This is a genomic window from Pectobacterium aroidearum (assembly GCF_041228105.1).
GTDB lineage: Bacteria > Pseudomonadota > Gammaproteobacteria > Enterobacterales > Enterobacteriaceae > Pectobacterium > Pectobacterium aroidearum.
Map to the genome: position 1 here is coordinate 4825560 of NZ_CP166097.1, position 18825 is coordinate 4844384.

General features: G+C 52.9%; 20 protein-coding genes. 10 read left to right on the forward strand and 10 right to left on the reverse strand.

Features of this window, described 5'->3' with window-relative positions:
- Positions 1-28 precede the first annotated feature (28 nt).
- Positions 29-856, reverse strand: coding sequence for a DUF932 domain-containing protein (locus AB8809_RS21755; protein ID WP_010280429.1), 828 nt, complete (start codon positions 854-856; stop codon positions 29-31).
- Positions 857-1427: 571 nt separating this feature from the next.
- Between AB8809_RS21755 and AB8809_RS21760 the strand changes: the two genes are divergently transcribed.
- The 3 genes from AB8809_RS21760 to AB8809_RS21770 all read left to right on the forward strand — a co-directional run bounded on the left by AB8809_RS21760 (position 1428) and on the right by AB8809_RS21770 (position 5193).
- Complete coding sequence (locus AB8809_RS21760) at positions 1428-2441, forward strand: SIR2 family protein (RefSeq protein WP_039320066.1); 1014 nt, start codon at positions 1428-1430, stop codon at positions 2439-2441.
- A gap of 9 nt (positions 2442-2450) precedes the next feature.
- Entirely contained in the window at positions 2451-4178 is a 1728-nt protein-coding gene (locus AB8809_RS21765; protein ID WP_010280433.1) for an ATP-binding protein, read from the forward strand.
- 148 nt (positions 4179-4326) lie between these two features.
- Positions 4327-5193, forward strand: a complete 867-nt coding sequence (locus AB8809_RS21770; protein WP_010280436.1) for a restriction endonuclease — start codon at positions 4327-4329, stop codon at positions 5191-5193.
- 141 nt (positions 5194-5334) lie between these two features.
- Here the strand turns inward: AB8809_RS21770 and AB8809_RS21775 are convergent, their stop codons facing one another.
- Positions 5335-6396, reverse strand: a complete 1062-nt coding sequence (locus AB8809_RS21775) for a PDDEXK nuclease domain-containing protein (RefSeq protein ID WP_349856763.1) — start codon at positions 6394-6396, stop codon at positions 5335-5337.
- A complete protein-coding gene (locus AB8809_RS21780) occupies positions 6393-7595 on the reverse strand; it encodes a site-specific integrase (protein ID WP_349856764.1) in 1203 nt (400 codons plus the stop codon). The genes AB8809_RS21775 and AB8809_RS21780 overlap by 4 nt, the downstream gene beginning before the upstream one ends.
- 262 nt (positions 7596-7857) lie before the next feature.
- Here AB8809_RS21780 and degS point away from each other — a divergent pair, with 262 nt between their 5' ends.
- On the forward strand, positions 7858-8970 hold the full coding sequence (gene degS, locus AB8809_RS21785; protein WP_012773008.1) for an outer membrane-stress sensor serine endopeptidase DegS: 1113 nt from the start codon (positions 7858-7860) through the stop codon (positions 8968-8970).
- A 106-nt stretch (positions 8971-9076) separates the two neighbouring features.
- Here the strand turns inward: degS and murA are convergent, their stop codons facing one another.
- The 7 genes from murA to mlaF form a co-directional block, all read right to left on the reverse strand.
- Positions 9077-10339, reverse strand: coding sequence for a UDP-N-acetylglucosamine 1-carboxyvinyltransferase (murA, locus tag AB8809_RS21790; protein ID WP_012773007.1), 1263 nt, complete (start codon positions 10337-10339; stop codon positions 9077-9079).
- Between the two features lie 82 nt (positions 10340-10421).
- Entirely contained in the window at positions 10422-10676 is a 255-nt protein-coding gene (gene ibaG / locus AB8809_RS21795) for a BolA family iron metabolism protein IbaG (protein ID WP_010280170.1), read from the reverse strand.
- Between the two features lie 134 nt (positions 10677-10810).
- Positions 10811-11101 (reverse strand): lipid asymmetry maintenance protein MlaB, encoded by a 291-nt coding sequence (gene mlaB / locus AB8809_RS21800; protein WP_181829986.1) that lies wholly within the window; start codon positions 11099-11101, stop codon positions 10811-10813.
- Between the two features lie 13 nt (positions 11102-11114).
- A complete protein-coding gene (mlaC, locus tag AB8809_RS21805; protein ID WP_012773005.1) occupies positions 11115-11744 on the reverse strand; it encodes a phospholipid-binding protein MlaC in 630 nt (209 codons plus the stop codon).
- 12 nt (positions 11745-11756) lie between these two features.
- On the reverse strand, positions 11757-12323 hold the full coding sequence (mlaD, locus tag AB8809_RS21810) for an outer membrane lipid asymmetry maintenance protein MlaD (RefSeq protein ID WP_012773004.1): 567 nt from the start codon (positions 12321-12323) through the stop codon (positions 11757-11759).
- Positions 12324-12327: 4 nt separating this feature from the next.
- The gene (gene mlaE / locus AB8809_RS21815; RefSeq protein ID WP_012773003.1) at positions 12328-13110 is read right to left on the reverse strand and encodes a lipid asymmetry maintenance ABC transporter permease subunit MlaE; all 783 of its coding nucleotides are present in this window, start codon (positions 13108-13110) and stop codon (positions 12328-12330) included.
- 7 nt (positions 13111-13117) lie between these two features.
- Positions 13118-13930, reverse strand: a complete 813-nt coding sequence (gene mlaF, locus AB8809_RS21820) for a phospholipid ABC transporter ATP-binding protein MlaF (protein ID WP_349856765.1) — start codon at positions 13928-13930, stop codon at positions 13118-13120.
- A 301-nt stretch (positions 13931-14231) separates the two neighbouring features.
- Between mlaF and AB8809_RS21825 the strand changes: the two genes are divergently transcribed.
- Genes AB8809_RS21825 through lptB form a run of 6 tightly spaced genes read left to right on the forward strand, consistent with a single transcriptional unit; the run spans position 14232 to position 18776 of the window.
- Positions 14232-15197, forward strand: coding sequence for a calcium/sodium antiporter (locus tag AB8809_RS21825; RefSeq protein WP_180778488.1), 966 nt, complete (start codon positions 14232-14234; stop codon positions 15195-15197).
- A gap of 57 nt (positions 15198-15254) precedes the next feature.
- Positions 15255-16346, forward strand: coding sequence for an arabinose-5-phosphate isomerase KdsD (kdsD, locus tag AB8809_RS21830; RefSeq protein WP_256553949.1), 1092 nt, complete (start codon positions 15255-15257; stop codon positions 16344-16346).
- A gap of 18 nt (positions 16347-16364) precedes the next feature.
- Positions 16365-16931, forward strand: coding sequence for a 3-deoxy-manno-octulosonate-8-phosphatase KdsC (kdsC, locus tag AB8809_RS21835; RefSeq protein WP_012772999.1), 567 nt, complete (start codon positions 16365-16367; stop codon positions 16929-16931).
- Positions 16928-17494, forward strand: coding sequence for an LPS export ABC transporter periplasmic protein LptC (lptC, locus tag AB8809_RS21840; RefSeq protein WP_012772998.1), 567 nt, complete (start codon positions 16928-16930; stop codon positions 17492-17494). The genes kdsC and lptC overlap by 4 nt, the downstream gene beginning before the upstream one ends.
- Positions 17475-18047, forward strand: coding sequence for a lipopolysaccharide ABC transporter substrate-binding protein LptA (gene lptA, locus AB8809_RS21845; RefSeq protein ID WP_012772997.1), 573 nt, complete (start codon positions 17475-17477; stop codon positions 18045-18047). The genes lptC and lptA overlap by 20 nt, the downstream gene beginning before the upstream one ends.
- A 3-nt stretch (positions 18048-18050) precedes the next feature.
- Positions 18051-18776 (forward strand): LPS export ABC transporter ATP-binding protein, encoded by a 726-nt coding sequence (gene lptB / locus AB8809_RS21850; RefSeq protein ID WP_010296638.1) that lies wholly within the window; start codon positions 18051-18053, stop codon positions 18774-18776.
- Positions 18777-18825: the final 49 nt, after the last annotated feature.

Genomic DNA, 18825 nt, shown 5'->3' on the forward strand with positions numbered 1-18825 from the left:
TGCTGCCTGCCCCTGCCGCGCAGGGAAATCAGGCTTTCAACTGGCGCAGGCCATCGGCCAGCAGCCACAGGGCGCGATTGAGGCGAATATCCGAATCAATGCCCTGCACCGGGCGGGTCTGCTGGCGGCGTCCGTTGGCGCTGCGTCCAGACAAACCGCCTTTGGTCAGGTTCTCTTGGGTTCGGTTGAACACGCTCCACAAGTCCGGGCGGCGGTCGTCGAACCGGCGCGGCATCAGGATTTGCGATTCGGTGATGGGTGCGGGCTTGTCCGGGTCGTCGTACTTAAGCGACAGCGCGGCGCGGGCGAACACCTCGGCTTCGCCTTCGTCCAGCGTGATGGCCTGCATGGATTCTCGGGATTCCAGCGCACGGTCAAAACCGTGTAGCACCTGATAGGCACCTTCGATCACTTGTCCGGCCACGTTGCCCTTATGCGGCACGCGCACATCGGCCACGGTATCGCCGCACACCAGCCCATTGCTGCACACGAAACGGAACATCCCGGCCAGCATCTGGTAGCTGCTGGTGCCATCGTGCGAGTTCAGCAGGATGATTTCGTTGGCCTCGCCTCGGGCGTTGATCTGGCTGGCGTGGCGTAGCCGGATCATGTGCTTGGTGTAGTCGCGGCGGTCTTGGTGGCGGGTGCGGGTCTGCGTCACCATGAAAGGCTGAAACCCTTCCTTGCGCAGTTCGGTCAGCACCGTGGCGGTGGGGATATAGGCGTAACGCTGGGAACGGCTTTCGTGGGGCGCTTCCGCAAAGATAGACGGGGCCACGCGGTGAATCTGGTCGTCCGACAGCGGGGTATCGCTGCGCAGAACCGGGGAACGTGATGCGAAACGGGATGCAAGCATGGTCTTTCTCCTGACGAAAAGGGTTTGCTGTTCAAACCGCACACCGGATTCCTAGATTCGGAGCCCAGCCTTTCGGCTGTTCGGTGCGGTTGGCACGAGGAACCAGGTTGGCCCTGTTGCCACCGTCTTTCCTGAGTTCATCGCCCGCGACGGTCAGGAGCCCACGGACGTGGGCCGTCAAGGAGAAAGGCGGCAGGTAGGTGCGGCCCGCAGGCGTAGCCGAGGACACGGCCTGGCGCGCCTTGACGGCACGCGGCCACGGGCTACAGTCGCGAGCAAGGTGATGGAGTCAGGAGAGACGGCTGGACATGGCAACGGCCGCCGTGATGTGCAAGCCGCACGCAAGCGAAGCGCGCAGGCCCGAAGCTGGAAGCCGGGCCGTAGGCGTCAGGGATGTGGAAGGCTGGCGAATGCCAGTCCCGTCAGGGATGAGCGAAGAGCGAACCTGGAGCAGCGCGGTCCGCAAAGCGGAGACGCAAGGCTCTTCTTGGCTTATTATCTATTTGTAAGCACCTACAACCGAATAACTTCTTTCCAGTTCAGGAATCTCAAATATAAAAAGGATAGAGCCTTGTCTGATGTCAACTACGAAAAGCAAGCTCAGGACTACTACGGCAAGGCTCCCATTATTATTTTGGGTAGTGGAGCCTCGGCTGCCCATGGAATGTCTGGCATGTGGGGGCTTGCGCAGCATTTGATAAAGAATACTGACGTTTCAGGGCTCTCTGATGCTGAGATGGAGTCCTGGGGGATGTTCTGTCAGACACTGACAGAAGGCGTGGATTTAGAGGCAGCTCTCCACCGAGTAGCAGTATCTGAAGTGCTGACGTGCAGAATCATAAATTCCACTTGGTTACTTATAAACCATGAAGACTGCGGCATCTTCAAGAGTGGCTTGCAAAATAGCTCGATGTTCCCGCTGAGCCGTCTGCTTGAACATATGTTCAAAACAAGCCTAAGAAAAATAAATATCATCACTACAAATTATGATCGTTTGGCAGAGTACGCATGCGAGCAAAGCAGGCTCCATCACTACACTGGTTTCACACACGGTTTTTTCCGTCAACTGGCCACGCCCGATGAACTGACCTGCTCGCGCAGAGTGAATATTTGGAAAGTACATGGCTCTCTAGACTGGTTCCAGTCCCCACTAGAGGACACTGTCGCAATTTCGGGCTCACAAGAAATACCTGAAAACTACAGCCCCCAGATTGTCACGCCTGGCACGCAAAAGTATCAGAAGACGCATCTTGAGCCATTTCGCTCAATTATAAATAATGCAGACGTAGCCATTAACGAGGCCGGATCATATTTGTGCGTCGGATATGGATTCAATGATGAACATATCCAGCCAAAACTTATGGCCAAATGTCAGCGGCATGGCGCACCAGTCACCATCATTACATACGCGCTTTCGGAGTCAGCTAAGAGACTTATCCTTGGCGGCAAAGCACAAAATTATTTAGCCATAGAGCGAGGAGAAACAGACAATCAGTCTATTGTCTACTCCTCCCTTAGCAGTTCTGCAGTTACAGTAGAGAAAAACATCTGGAGCCTTGAGGGCTACTTATCACTCATCATGTAGAGAGGACATATGCCAATATTCAACTTTAGGGATGAAGAAGCGCTCGGGAAGGTTGCCTCGGTTGACACCACGAATGTCATCGTGGACGTCGAGAATGTGTCTCATCTGAAGAGGCTTCAGGTTAATCACCTCGCTGTACTCCAGAGTAGCAAGCCAGGACAGCACCTGATTGGTCTTATTACGCAAGTGACAAGAAAGCGCGGCATTGAGAATCTTTCTGATGACGGAATCGTAGATCAGAATTCAGAGTTGAATCTGTGCCGCATTGCATTAATTGGAACCATGCTGGATCGCGATGGTTCCAAGGAGAATGTTTTCCGTCGAACACTCGAAAGTGTTCCTGAAATAGATGCAAACTGCTTCGCTCTCGAAGGCGAGAACCTCACTGGATTTATGCGCACGCTCTCCAGTGTTTCAGCCGACGGCAATGCATTGACGCTCGGCAAATACACTCTGGATGACAATGCAGTAGCCTACCTTAATGGAAATAAATTCTTCCAGCGCCATGCCTTTATTGGAGGGAGCACAGGGTCTGGGAAGTCTTGGACAACGGCCAAAATTATTGAGCAGATGTCAGGGCTTTCTACAGCGAACGCCATTGTCTTCGACCTCCACGGAGAATATGCGCCATTGACGGGGCCTGGCATTCAGCACTTCAAGGTTGCTGGGCCTGCAGATGTTGAAGCCCAACGCACTATTTCTGATGGTGTGCTTTACCTGCCTTATTGGCTACTTTCTTATGAGGCGCTAGTTTCCATGTTTGTGGATCGCAGCGACCAAAATGCCCCGAACCAAGCCATGATTATGGCTCGCGAGATTAATCAGGCTAAGAGGAAGTACCTTGAAGACAATGGACAACAGGACTTGCTTAAGCATTTTACTGTAGATAGCCCTGTGCCATTTGATCTTAACTTCCTGATGTCGCGACTAAATGAAATAAACATCGAAATGGTTCCTGGTTCGCGCGGCGACAAGCAAGGCGACTTCTTCGGAAAGCTCGCACGCATGATTTCTCGCCTTGAGAACAAAATTTCCGATCGACGCCTCGGATTTATGTTCAATGGCGGCGGAGATATTCTTGATTTCACATGGCTTGAGAAATTTGCCAGCGCTGCTCTTGGGAGCACTGCGGAGAACGGGAAAGCAGGAATCAAGATCATCAACTTCTCCGAGGTTCCCTCGGACGTCTTGCCCCTAATCGTATCCCTCGTTGCACGAGTTACGTTCTCAGTCCAACAGTGGACGCCATCAGAGCTTCGCCACCCTATTGCGCTTCTTTGTGATGAAGCGCACCTATATATGCCGCAGCGCAATATGGCAGATTCTGCCGACGATATTTCACTGGATATATTCGAGCGCATCGCCAAAGAGGGGCGAAAATATGGCGTTAGCTTGGTTGTAATCAGCCAACGTCCATCCGAAGTAAACAAAACACTGCTTAGCCAGTGCAGTAACTTTGTATCTATGCGTCTAACCAATGCTGAAGATCAAGGAGTTATTAAACGTCTACTTCCTGATAGCCTCGGCGGCTTCAGCGATATCCTTCCTACGCTCGACACTGGCGAGGCTTTGGTTGTTGGTGATGCCAGTTTATTGCCAAGCCGCATCAGAATCGACGAGCCACAAAATAAGCCGAATAGCGGGACTGTTAATTTTTGGGATGAATGGCAGATCCCAGTCGAAGAGAATCGACTAATGATCGCTGTTGACAACTGGCGAAAGCAAAATATCCAATAATGAACCCTGCATTAAAGCGGGTGCTATTTTAATTAGGTTATTGCTTCCCACTATTCGGAAGAAAAATCGAGGCAATAACTTTTTAAATTTACATTTCCAATGCCTGGTTGGTTTTTTGCACATGCAGGTAGTTTTCTGGAGTAGACGGATGAGGGATGTATTCAAGGATCTCAACGATGAAGATTGGGAGAATTTTGCTCAAGATGTTCTATTCCATCTTGGCTATACAATAGCTCTCGGGCCATCTGTGGGGCGCGATGATGGCGTGGATCTTCTTGTCGAGAAAGGTGGACAGAGATTTGTTGTAAGTTGCAAACACCATCAGAAGGCTATTGGTGTTTCGCAGGAAAAAGACATTCGAGATCGCATGGAGCTTAATTCATGCTCGGGATTTATAGCATTCTACTCGTCATCAGTAACTTCAGGCCTGAAAAAAAAGTTTGGCAAGCTTCGCGAGCTTGATTTTAAAGTGGTCGAGTACTACAAAACAAACATCTTAGACATAATCCCTACAATGATGGGATTTGTTCTGGAAAAGTACTTCAAGCAAGTGCACGACCTATATCACCATGTGAACACAAACATGGTATACAAGCCACTACCTTGTGTAATGAGGTGTGGATGTAATGATATTTTATCAAAAGAGAATCTCCCTCGCTCAATGGTTACCCTTGTAAAAAAGGGTAATAAGCTATGTTTCGAATACGGCTGCAAAAAATGTCTCAGGGATTATCCTGAACACAACCTGGACTGCTTCGACCCCGAAATAATAGGAGGATTCGATCTCATCGAAATATACTGGATGGAGATATCGCAGATTCGTTTTTTTGAGGAGTACTTCAAGTGGCGAGACTTAATTGATTTATGCCTCGAGAATCTCGAGGTTGTCCCTGATGACGATTTCTACAAGAACTTATCCATATTTAACATGGCGCTAATGCAAGTTATGGTTCCGCAAGGATGGGGGGTATGGCTGCCTGAAGAGTATGAAATCACCACGATTCGTTTGATGTGAATTTTGCAATTTATTTCTGAGCGATCAGATTAACTCTAAGGACTCTCTCGGTTAGGGCTTAAGAATTGATACGTCATATCTTCATGAGGGTATGCTGTTTAAAAAACTTCGACAGTGCGACATACAACTTTGCTTTTTTCTTCACGAAGTTTTAGTTGGCGTTTTGATGTGCAATTGTGCCCGTTGAGTTGCCTGCTTTAACTTCTCACTTAGCACTGCGCGCGGCGGCAAGCTTGTCAGGTACTCGGCGACGTGGATGCCCGACTTGTCTAGTTCCAGCAACTCAATCTGTTCGCGCTTCTTGCCGGTGCAAAGGATGATCCCCAGCGGCGAGGCTTCCGCCAGCTCCCGCTCGTTCTTGTCCAGCCAGCGCAAGTAAAGCTCCATCTGCCCTTTGTAGGCCGCCTTGAACTCGCCGATCTTCAACTCCACCGCCACCAGCCGCCGCAACTTGCGGTTGTAGAACAGTAGGTCAAGGTGGAAATCCTCATCGTCGATCTGGATGCGCTTCTGTCGGGCGACGAAGGAGAAGCCCGCACCCAGCTCCAGCAGGAAGGATTCCATTTCACGGATGATGGCCGCCTCTAGGTCACTTTCCTGCCAGCTATCTCGCATTCCCAGAAAGTCGAGGATGTACGGGTCGCGCATCACGAGCGCCGGTGTCATGCGTTGCGCGTCGCGCAAGGTCGCCAGCTCCCGCTCGATGGTTTCCTTCGGCTTTTGCGACAACGCCGTGCGCTCGTACAGCATCGAGTCAATGCGCTCGCGCAGAGTTCGCACGCTCCAGCGTTCAGCACCTGCAATCTGCGCGTAGTAGTCCCGCTGGAGCGGTTCCTTGAGTGCCAGCAGCAGGACAAAATGCGACCAGCTCAATTGTCGCGACAGTGTCGCGACAATTTGTTCTTCTGGGAACGTGGCGGCGAATTTGACCATCCGACGCAGATTCTTCTCCCCAAAGCCGCGCCCATAGTCGCGGGCAAGCTGCTCGGCCAGAGTCGGCAAGATTTCCTCGCCGTACCCGGCCCGCTGCCCGGAAAGCACCTCCGTATGGATGCGCTGGCCAATCTGCCAGAATAGCAGGGTCAGTTCGGCATTGATCGTTGAGGCGACGCGCTGCTTCGATGTCTCGATCAGTGCCCGAATGTCCCCCAGCAGCGCCGTCGGTTCTGCTGGTGACGTGATGGATACCTTTCGCCTGGTCATGCTGTCACCTCCGCAGGTGATTGCTTGACACAGGTTAGCGCTTTGCGCCGGTTCGCCACCAACTCGGCGGCCTCCCGCACGGGCTTGTCTTCGGTGTGGACGTAGCGCATGAACATCGCCACGGTCTTGTGCGCCGTCAGCGCCATACCGACCTTCACTGGGATGCCCGAATTGGCAATGTCCGTCGCCGAACGGTGGCGGATGCCGTGCGTACCCACATGCGTTACACCAGCGGCTTTCAGAGTGCGAGTCCAACCGCTGTAATACTCGCCATCGCTCAGGTGCCGATCTGGATGCCGTGGAGAGGGCAGCACATGGGGCGTCATAGCATTGCGGGCGGCTGTTGAAAGAAGCCGATAGGCTTCTTCGCTCATGGGCTTGGACATACCGCCTGTCTTGCTGTCAGGCCACACCACGCGCCGGTTTTCCAGATCAATCCAATCCCATTGAAGCTCAATGATTTCGGAGCGACGAGCGGCAAACTCGAATTGCAGGCGGATGGCCAGCGGGATCACTACATGCTCCAGGCCTTCCGCCTCCAATTGGTCAAGGTAGCGAAACAACTTGCCCATTTCCTCGTCGCTGATGAGGTGAGTCGCCTTGCCGTTCGGGTACATGGGCACATGGCGGCATGGGTTAGTGCCGTCAGGGCGATAGCCCCATACCTCAGCCAAGTTGAACATCTTGCGCATCACGCTGAACGTGCGGTTCGCATCGGCGGGTTTGTGCGCCATCTTCTTCATCATCGAAGCCACGTCAGGCCGCTTCAGATCCTGCACCTTCATGCGACCAAGCATCGGGATGATGTTGCGGTCAATGACGCTCTGGTAGCCTTCCTGCGTGCTAGGCTTGTTACGCTGGCTGGAGTAGTCTTCCATGAACTTGATGCACAGCTCCTTGACCGTGGGTGCCTGACGCGCTGCAGCCTTCTCTGCAGCAGGGTCGCCACCTCGGCGCACTTGCGCCAGCCACTCCTGCGCCAGCGACCGAGCCTGTTCGACGGTCAGTTCTCCATAGAGCCCCAAGGCAGGTTTGCGCCGCTCTCCGGCATTCGTGCGGTACTGGAGCATGAACACCTTGCGGCCTGCCGGGGTGATCTTGCACAGGAAGCCGGGAACCAGGGTATCGCGCAGTTCGACTGGCTGCGCTTGGGCTTGTGCCGCATCGACTGCGGACTTGGTGAGTTTGATTTTCGCCATGATGACTCCTCGGAAAGCCCGATTTCCAGGAGCCTGTTGGGAGCCAAGCGGGTGGAAGCCGGGTCAAGTTTCAGAAAGCACCGGCATATGATGAATCCGCCTAAGTTATTGATAAACCTGCTGTATCAGACTGTGGCGTAGTCCAGCGAAGTTAGGTGCTGGAATCATGGTGAAATAAAAAATCGGACACCGAATCATGCGGTGTCCGAACTTCTCATGATATCCTCTCCACTACCTCCCTTTTCCACAGTAAATCACGGCCATGCTTGCTAAGTTATTACGTTCAGCACTCTTTGGTGCCCTCGTCGCCGGTATTATTCTGGCCATACTCCCCTTTATCGGGTCTGGTACGTCGTTTCTGAAAAGCAGCGACAGACAGACTGATGGTTCGCCTATCAGCTACCATCAGGGAGTCAGCCGTGCGGCACCGGCTGTGGTTAACATTTACAACCGGGTTGCCAATCAAGAAAAACCCAGTGAAGTCGCTATTCATCCCCTGGGATCTGGCGTCATCATGAATGAAAAAGGATATATTTTAACCAACAAGCATGTGATTAATAACGTGCAACAAATCCAGATAGAACTGTCAGACGGCAGGCTGTACGAAGCCCGTGTGATCGGTTCCGATTCCTTGACCGATCTGGCCGTGTTGCAAATTGATGGCGTCAATCTGCCCGTTATTCCGATAAATGCAGACCGCATACCGCACGTCGGTGATGTCGTGATGGCAATCGGCAACCCTTATAATCTGGGGCAGACCATCACGCAGGGTATCATCAGTGCCACTGGTCGCGTCAGCCTCAGCGCTTATGGCCAGCAGCGAAGCCAGGTCGGACGCCAAAACTTGCTGCAGACCGATGCGTCCATTAACCACGGCAACTCCGGCGGCGCGCTCGTCAATACGCTCGGCGAACTGGTCGGTATTAATACCCTATCTTTTGATAAAAGCAGCAACGGCGAAACGCCGGAAGGCATTAGTTTTGCGATCCCCGTGGCGCTGGCTACCAAGGTGATGGGCAAGCTCATCCGCGATGGTCGCGTGGTGCGTGGCTATATTGGCGTCAACGGCGTACAGATCGAGAATATAGAGAACAGCACGTTGGCCAACAATCGTGGTGTTCAGGGGCGATTAAGCGGTATTCTCGTTCAGACTATCGACCCTGGCGGGCCGGCGGATAAAGCGGGTATACGTGTCGAAGACGTCATCGTGAGTGTAAACAATAAGCCTGCACGCTCAATTATTGAAACCATGGAACAGGTTTCGGAAATACACCCCGGCACCGTCATTCCCGTCACGATTGAGCGTAATAACGATAACAACGATACTAAGCAAATCACGCTACAAATGACGATCCAGGAGTTTCCCACTCAATAGCGGCATCCGAGGCGAGCTGATAAAGCACTATCGGCAGGCAAACAAGAAACCGGGTGGGAACCCACCCGGCTGAAAACATCATCGTGAAGATGAACAACAGAAACGCTTATTCGTGCTCTTTAACGCGCTCGATGTTTGCACCTAACGCACGCAGCTTATCTTCGATGCGGTCATAGCCACGATCGATATGATAAATACGATCCACTATCGTCACGCCTTCCGCGATACAACCGGCTAATACCAGACTGGCTGACGCACGTAAGTCCGTCGCCATCACCTGCGCACCAGACAGCTTATCAACGCCGTGGCAAATCACCGTATTACTCTCTATTTCCGCCTGCGCGCCCATGCGGATAAGCTCAGGCACGTGCATGAAGCGGTTTTCGAAGATGGTTTCGGTAATCACGCCCGTTCCTTCCGCGACCAGATTCAACAGGCTAAACTGCGCCTGCATATCAGTCGGGAAACCCGGATGCGGCGACGTGCGAACGGTAACCGCTTTCGGACGCTTACCGTGCATATCCAGACTGATCCAGTCTTCACCGATTTCAATCTCCGCACCCGCTTCACGCAGCTTCGCCAATACCGCATCCAGCGTATCAGGACGGGTATTGCGACAGATAATCTGACCACGAGATACCGCAGCCGCAACCAGGAATGTCCCGGTTTCAATACGGTCTGGCACCACGCGGTACACGCCGCCGCCCAAACGCGCAACACCTTCAATGGTGATTTTATCGCTACCTGCACCGCTGATTTTCGCACCCAGCGTATTCAGGAAGTTTGCCGTATCGACAATCTCCGGTTCACGCGCCGCGTTCTCAATAATCGTAGTGCCTTCCGCCAGCGTCGCCGCGCTCATGATGGTGACCGTGGCACCCACGCTCACTTTGTCCATCACGATATGCGCGCCTTTCAGACGACCATCAACCGTCGCTTTTACATAACCCTCTTCCAGCACGATCTGTGCACCGAGCTGCTCAAGGCCGTAAATATGCAAATCTACCGGACGTGCACCAATCGCACAGCCGCCGGGCAGCGATACCTGGCCTTGACCAAAACGCGCCACCAGCGGCCCCAGAGCCCAGATGGATGCACGCATGGTTTTTACCAGATCGTACGGCGCACAGAATACGTTTACATTGCTGGCATCCACATGGACAGAGCCGTTACGCTCAACGCGCGCGCCCAGCTGACCAAGCAGCTTCATGGTGGTATCAATGTCGCGCAGCTTCGGTACGTTTTGAATCTCTACCGGTTCTTCTGCGAGCAATGCAGCGAACAGGATGGGCAACGCAGCATTCTTGGCGCCGGAAATGGTCACTTCCCCCGCTAAGCGGGTTGGGCCCTGAACACGAAATTTATCCATAGTCTTTGTATCTCGATGTCTTAATTCACTATTTCATCACACTGATACAGGCGATTTATCTCCGCTCACACACGGAGAGTATTTAGAAGCCGTTCAGTTTACGGTCGCGTTGCCACTCTTCCGGCGTATAGGCCTTGATTGACAGTGCGTGAATGCGGTTATCCGCGATGTACTCCATCAGCGGCGCATAAACGGCCTGCTGTTTTTTGACTCGGCTCATTCCAGCAAAAAGTCCGCCCACCACGATGACCTGAAAATGGCTGCCATCACCAGAAACATGGGCTTCTTCCAGTGCTAATGCGTTCATCAGCACGTCTTTAATTTCGTTATTTTCCATCGCTCTCGATTTCTATGTCAGGGGGAGATGATTTACAGGGAGGTATCTTAGATGAATATGGCGCTATCTTAAACAAAGAATACGCCCCTTCAGACAATGCCTAAAGGGGCGTATCCGGTAACCCGTGTTACCGTTTAAGACACTGGAATGATTTCATTCAGGTTATAGAGCGCAATGAGCGTTTTTAACCGATCGCTGGCGCCGACAATCGTTATCTCACGGCCTGAAGACGGCTGTTGATAAACGTGCATCAGCAATGCCAACCCGGCAGAATCAACGCGGTTTAACCCCGACACATCCAACACGGTTTTACCCACGAGCAGCGATTCACGCTGCTGCCAGAAGGGTAACAGCGTTTCACGATCCAGATCGCCCGTTAACGCCAGCGTGTCGTCCTGCGCCTGCCAGTTCAATGCGTTAGCCATGTTCATACCCAAATTACTTTTTCTGATCCAACGTGATGGTCTGCTTCGCTGAGGATTCCAGCTGTTGAGTCAGGCCATCAACGCCTTTCTGACGCAGAATGGTCGCCCACTCATTTTGCTTCGTGGTGATCATACTGACGCCTTCGGCAATCATGTCGTACGCCTGCCAGTTACCAGTTTTGCTGTTCTTACGCCATTGGAAATCCAGACGCACCGGAGGGCGACCACCGTTATCAATGATGGTCACGCGAATAGAAATAATATCGGCATTGCCCAGCGGCTGTTCAGGGGCGATCTGGTAGGTTTGGCCGTTGTACATCGCCAAAGCCTGACCGTAAGCCTGCTCCAGATAAGCTTCAAACGCTTTGAAGTAGGCATCACGCTGTGCCGGTGTCGCGTCTTTGTAGTAACGCCCCAGAACCAGCGCACCGGCGTATCTCACCTGAACATACGGCAGCAGTTCTTCACGCACGACAGTACGCAAATAGTCAGGGCTTTGTTTAATCTTTGGTTGCTCGCTCTTCAAGCGGTCAAAAGTTTTTTCCGCTGCTTCATTCATCAAACGATAAGGGTTCGTTTGATCCGCCGCGTTGGCTAATGGTGCCACCACCAGTAAAGCTACCATCAGTAAACGTTTAAACATGCAGATATCCTCTTATGGATGTGAAGGAACGGGTTCATTATGGTGCTCAGAGGTTGCCGCAGGATCGGCACCCGGCTCTGTACCCGATTGACCGGCATTATCTTCGCTATTACCGCCGCTCTTATATAGGAATTGACCGATGAGATCTTCAAGCACCATCGCTGACTTGGTGTCCTGAATCACACCGCCATCCTTCAGGATCGTGGTGCCCATATCCTCATCTTCAAATCCAATGTTCAGTGACAGATACTGTTCGCCCAGCAAACCAGAAGTACGAATGGCCAGAGAACTGGTATCAGGAATATGATCGTAGCGCTGCTGAATATCCATCGCTACGCGCGGCAGGTAGGTTTTCTCGTCCAGCGAAATATCCGCCACGCGGCCAATGACCACGCCGCCAATTCTGATTGGAGAACGCGCTTTCAGCCCGCCAATGTTGTCAAATGTCGCGTACAGACGGTACGTCGGCTCACTGCCGATCGACTTGAGATCCGCCACTTTCAGGCATAAAAACAGGATGGCAGCCAGCGCGATCAACATAAACACACCAACCCAGACTTCAGTTTTCTTTGTTTGCATCGACTCAGTTCCCAAACATCAGTGCTGTCAGCACAAAATCCAATCCCAGTACCGCTAACGACGAGTGCACGACGGTTCGGGTCGTTGCACGGCTAATCCCTTCAGACGTCGGGATCGCGTCATAGCCGTTAAACAGTGCAATCCAGGTCACAGTAATCGCAAATACGACACTTTTAATCACGCAGTTCAAGACATCCTGACGCCAGTCAACCGCGCCCTGCATAGCGGACCAAAAGAACCCGCTATCGATGCCTTTCCAGTCCACACCGACCAGCGCGCCACCCCAAATGCCTACGGCGACAAAAATCACCGCCAGCAGGGGCATGCTGATGAGCCCTGCCCAGAAGCGTGGCGCCACAACACGGCGCAGCGGATCGACGGCCATCATTTCCATGCTGGAGAGCTGTTCCGTTGCCTTCATCAAGCCGATTTCCGCCGTCAGCGCGGAACCGGCACGTCCGGCGAACAGCAGCGCCGTCACCACCGGACCCAGCTCACGCAGCAGCGACAGCGCCACCATCATGCCCAGGCTGGCTTCAGCGCTGTACGTCGTCAGGACGATATAGCCCTGCAACCCCAGCACCATGCCGATGAACAGGCCGGAAACCATGATGATCAGCAGCGACTGTACACCCACGCTGTAAAGCTGTTTCACCAACAACGGCCACTGTTTTCTGAATTCGGGTTTACCCACCAGCGCATTAAATAACATCAACCCGGCGCGTCCAAACGCCGCACTGGTGGAAATACCCTGACGCCCAAGCGACGCCAACGTCCGTAATAACATGACTGCGTTAACCCCCTGAACCTAGCAGCGACGTTTTATAGTCGCCCGCCGGAAAACGGAAAGGCACTGGCCCGTCGGCGATACCATCCAGAAACTGACGGACCTGCGGGTCATTGTTCGCCCTCAGCTGATCCGCCGTTCCTTCTGCCACCACTCGTTTGTCGGCCACGATATACGCGTAATCGGCGATGCTCATCACCTCAGGTACATCGTGAGAAACCACAATGCAGGTCACACCCAATGCATGGTTCAACTCATCAATGAGCTTCACCAGCGTCCCCAGCGTGATCGGATCCTGCCCGACAAAAGGCTCATCAAACATAATCAACTGCGGATCGAGCGCAATCGCTCTCGCCAGCGCCGCACGCCGCGCCATGCCGCCGGACAGTTCCGCAGGCATCAGTTCCGCCGCACCGCGTAGCCCCACCGCTTCCAGCTTCATCATGACGATGCTACGCAGCAGCGATTCCGGTAGCCTGGAATGTTCACGCAGCGGCCAGGCAACATTATCAAACACGTTTAAATCGGTGAATAACGCCCCGGACTGAAACAACATGCTCATTTTCTTGCGCGCGTTATACAGTTCGCTGCGCGACAGCGTCGGGATATTCTCGCCATCAAACCAGATGTCGCCGCTGTCCGGCTGTAGCTGCCCGCCAATCAGGCGCAACAGCGTGGTTTTACCGATGCCGGAAGGCCCCATGATCGCGGTGACCTTACCTTTAGGCACATTCAGCGTGATGTCCGTAAAAATCTCTCGCTCTCCGCGCCGGAAGCTAAGACCACGGATCTCAACCAGATTAGTTGCCTCATGGTGCATTATTTCCATTCCTTACCAATCAGTACGCCAGTCAGTACGCTTATGCAGCGTCTTTCACTCCAGCCTAACGGCTGACTGTCATCAACGTGAGAGTTTTACAAAAACTTACCGTAAGTTCTTGTCCAAAATGGCGGCATAAGCCGTTATCGGGTTTTACTTATCGCGACAGGTTTTACTTTTTCGCCTAGCACCGTCAGAATTAGCACTCATCACAGAAAAATGCTTTTTGTGCGAAATTCGTCCAGAAATGCTGACTTATTCGACAACAAGCCAGTGATTATATCCTATTAAAGGACGCTGCATGCTTTTTGCAACACTACTCTTGTTCGTTGGTTTGCTACTACTGGTCTACGGTGCCGACCGTCTTGTCTATGGCGCTGCCGTGCTTGCGCGTTCCCTTGGCTTACCGCCTTTCGTCATCGGTATCACGATTGTGGGCTTCGGCACCTCTCTACCCGAGCTGATCGTTTCCGTTACCGCCGCCTTGAACGATCAGAACGATATGGCCGTTGGTAATGTTATCGGCTCTAATATCGCCAATATCTTACTCATTCTCGGCAGCGCAGCGCTCATTCGGCCGCTGACAGTACATTCAGCTATCCTGCGCCGAGAATTGCCGCTCATGTTGTCGGTCACTTTATTGTGTGGCGTTTTGCTGCATGATAGCTACCTGAGCCGCGCCGACGGCATGATGCTGCTCTTTGCCGCCATTCTCTGCCTGGTGTTGATACTTCGCATGGCACAACAGGCGCAGCGGGAAGGCGGCGATAGCCTGACCCGCGAACAACTGGCGGAACTCCCACAGGACGACAGCAACCAGATGGTCGCCGTACTGTGGCTGATTCTTGGCATGATTATTTTACCCATGGCTGCCCGCATGGTGGTGGATAACGCCACCGTCATTGCACGCTACTTCGATGTCAGCGAATTGACCATTGGACTGACGATATTGGCTATCGGCACCAGCCTGCCCGAGCTTGCTACCGCCATCGTCGGGACGTTGAAGAAAGAAGATGATATTGCGCTGGGCAACCTGATTGGCTCGAACATTTTTAATATCGCGATTGTGCTGGGCGTCCCCGCGCTGCTCTCGCCGGGCGCACTGAATCCTCAGGTTTTTCAGCGCGACTATTGGGTCATGCTGGCGGCGAGCGTGCTGTTGACCGCACTGTGCCTCAGCAAAAAACGCCGTATCGGACAGGGCGCGGGCGCATTATTATGCTGCGCGTTTATCGCCTACCTGACGGTGTTGTTCTTTTTTTCATAAGAAACTGTTTTTCATAATTCAGCTGTTCCGTTTTTCATCATAATCAGGACTATTGGTATGTCACAGTTTGAACAAGATGCTCATCTAAAACAGCAGTCTGACCGTGCACTATCCGATCATGCAACACAAGCCGATCACGCAACACAAGCCGATCATACGCGACAAAAGTCTCATGAACTGCCAGCCGATTTCGACTTCCAGCAGGCGGGTAAGCAGGTAATAAGCATCGAACGCGATGGGCTTGCGCAATTAGATCAGTACATTGATGATAATTTTACCCTCGCCTGTAAAAAGATATTCGATTGCCAAGGCAAAGTTGTGGTGATGGGAATGGGCAAATCCGGTCACATTGGCTGCAAGATGGCCGCGACTTTCGCCAGTACCGGTACGCCTGCTTTTTTTGTTCACCCAGGCGAAGCCAGCCACGGCGACCTCGGTATGGTAACGCCGCACGATATCGTGATCGCCATTTCCAACTCTGGCGAGTCCCATGAGATTCTGTCGCTGATTCCCGTCCTGAAACGTCAGAAAGTGTTCCTGATCTGCATGACCAGCGCGCCAGAAAGTACAATGGGTAAAGCGGCAGATATTCACCTGTGCGTGCACGTCCCGCAGGAAGCCTGCCCGCTTGGTCTGGCTCCCACTTCCAGCACGACCGCGACGTTGGTCATGGGAGATGCGCTGGCCGTGGCGTTGCTACAGGCACGCGGCTTTACCGCCGAAGATTTTGCCCTTTCTCACCCTGGTGGCGCACTCGGCCGCAAACTTTTACTGCGCGTCAGCGATATCATGCATTCAGGCGACGAGATTCCGCATGTCCCACACGATGCTTCACTCCGTGATGCACTGGTGGAAATTACGCGCAAAAATCTGGGTATGACGGTAATCTGCGAGGCGGATATGAAAATTCAGGGCATCTTTACCGATGGTGACCTGCGCCGCATCTTCGACATGAATATTGACTTGAACAGCGCGCGCATTGCTGATGTGATGACCGCGGGCGGCATCCGGGTCGCACCGCAAACGCTGGCGGTGGATGCACTTAACCTGATGCAGTCACGCCACATCACCTCAGTACTGGTGGCAGAAAACGATCGTCTGGTCGGGATCGTCCATATGCACGATATGCTGCGGGCTGGCGTGGTTTAAAAGAAAGGATAATTGTGAATGAGTGAAGTCAGGGCGCAAACCGATACCTGCTATGGGCCTGTCGATCAACAGGTACTGGATAAAGCCCGTGAAGTTCGCCTGTTAATCTGCGACGTTGACGGCGTGATGTCCGATGGTCTGATTTATATGGGCAACCACGGCGAAGAGCTGAAAGCCTTTAACGTCCGCGACGGCTATGGCATTCGCTGCTTGCTGACATCTGGCATTGAGGTTGCCATCATCACCGGACGCTCGGCAAAACTGCTGGAAGATCGGTGTAAAACACTGGGCATTAACCATCTTTATCAGGGGCAATCGGATAAGGTTTTGGCCTTCAACGATCTGTTGGATAAACTATCAGTAACGGCAAATCAGGTCGCGTATATCGGCGACGATATGATCGACTGGCCGGTGATGGCACAGGTCGGGTTGAGCGTCGCCGTGGCTGACGCCCACCCGCTGTTGTTACCACGCGCAGATTATGTCACCCGCATTGCGGGAGGGCGTGGCGCAGTACGTGAGCTGTGTGATTTGATTCTGTTCTCGCAGGACAAGCTGGAGCATGCCAAAGGGTTGTCAATATGAGTAAAACCAAACGTTGGCTCACCGCTTTTCTGGCCCTGTTGGTGCTTATCCTTATCGGCTGGAATATTGCGGATGACGACACGGTAGCGGCACCGGATGCAAACGACCCCGCCGTGCCGGTTTATACCAGCGAAAAGACCAACACCCAGGTATACAGCCCTGCGGGTAAGCTGAGTTACCGACTGATTTCGGAAAAAGCGGAGTATTTCAACGACGAGCAGTTGAGTTGGTTTACCGCCCCCGTTGCCACGCTGTTCAACGAACAGGGGACGGCAACCTGGTCAGTACGCGCCGACCGCGCCAAGCTGACAAAAGACAAGATGCTCTATCTGTACGGCCACGTCGAGGTGAATAGCCTGACGAAAGACGCACAGCTTCAGCGCATCACAACGAATAATGCCCAGGTGAATCTGGTGACGCAGGACGTTTCATCCGATGATGAAGTCACCCTGTACGGGACCAGCTTTACCTCAAGCGGAATGAAAATGCGCGGAAACCTGCGTAATAAAACGGCCGAGTTGATCGAAAAGGTAAAAACCTCTTATGAAATCCAAAACCAATAACCTGATGCGTAACACCCTGATCGCCAGCTCGCTGTTTGCCGTCAGCGTTTCCGCCTTTGCCGTCACTGGCGATAGCAACCAACCTATTCGCATTGATTCAGCACAGCAATCTCTGGACATGCAGGGCAATACGGTGACGTTCACCGGCAATGTTGTCGTGAAACAAGGGACGATTGAAGTAAAAGCCGACAAGGTCGTCGTGACACGCCCACAAGGCACGCAAGGCAGTGAAGTGGTAGAAGGCTACGGTAACCCTGTGACGTTCTATCAGATGCAGGACAACGGCAAACCGGTGAAAGGTCACGCGCAGAAAATCCGCTACGAGCTGGCCAAAGACCTTCTGGTGCTGACAGGCAATGCCTATCTGGAACAGCAGGATAGCAATGTCAAAGGCGATCGCATCACTTATCTGGTGAAACAGCAGCAGATGGAAGCGACCAGCGAAAAAGGAAAGCGCGTAACGACGGTATTGGTTCCCTCTCAGCTTCAAGATAAAGAGAACAAGAGCCAGCCTTCTCGTTCTCAACAACCGCAACCACGGGTCACTGAGTAAGTTATGGCAACATTAACCGCAGAAAATCTGGCCAAGGCGTACAAAGGCCGTAAGGTCGTCGAAAATGTCAGCCTGACCGTCAATTCCGGTGAAATCGTCGGCCTGCTCGGGCCGAACGGTGCAGGCAAAACGACAACGTTCTACATGGTTGTGGGTATCGTCCCGCGTGATGAAGGGCGTATTGTCATTGACGACGACGACATCAGCCTGCTCCCTTTGCATGAACGTGCACTGCGCGGCATCGGCTACCTGCCGCAGGAAGCCTCTATTTTTCGTCGCTTAAGCGTCTATGACAACCTGATGGCCGTGTTACAGATCCGTAAAGATCTGACGACCGAGCAGCAAGAAGATCGTGCCAATGAGTTAATGGAAGAATTCCATATTATTCATTTGCGCGATAGTCTGGGACAATCGCTGTCCGGTGGGGAAAGACGCCGCGTAGAGATTGCGCGTGCGCTGGCGGCGAATCCGAAGTTCATCCTATTGGATGAACCGTTTGCGGGCGTAGACCCGATCTCCGTACTGGATATTAAAAAAATCATTGAGCATCTGCGTGACAGCGGACTTGGCGTGTTGATTACCGATCATAACGTCCGCGAAACGCTCGATGTCTGTGAACGAGCCTACATCGTGAGTCAGGGCAACCTGATCGCCCACGGTTCGCCGACCGATATTCTGGCCGATGAACAGGTGAAGCGCGTCTATCTGGGCGAAGGCTTCCGACTCTGATAGGGTAATATTTTATCTTTGCAGTACTTATGGGACGTTAGCGCGATTT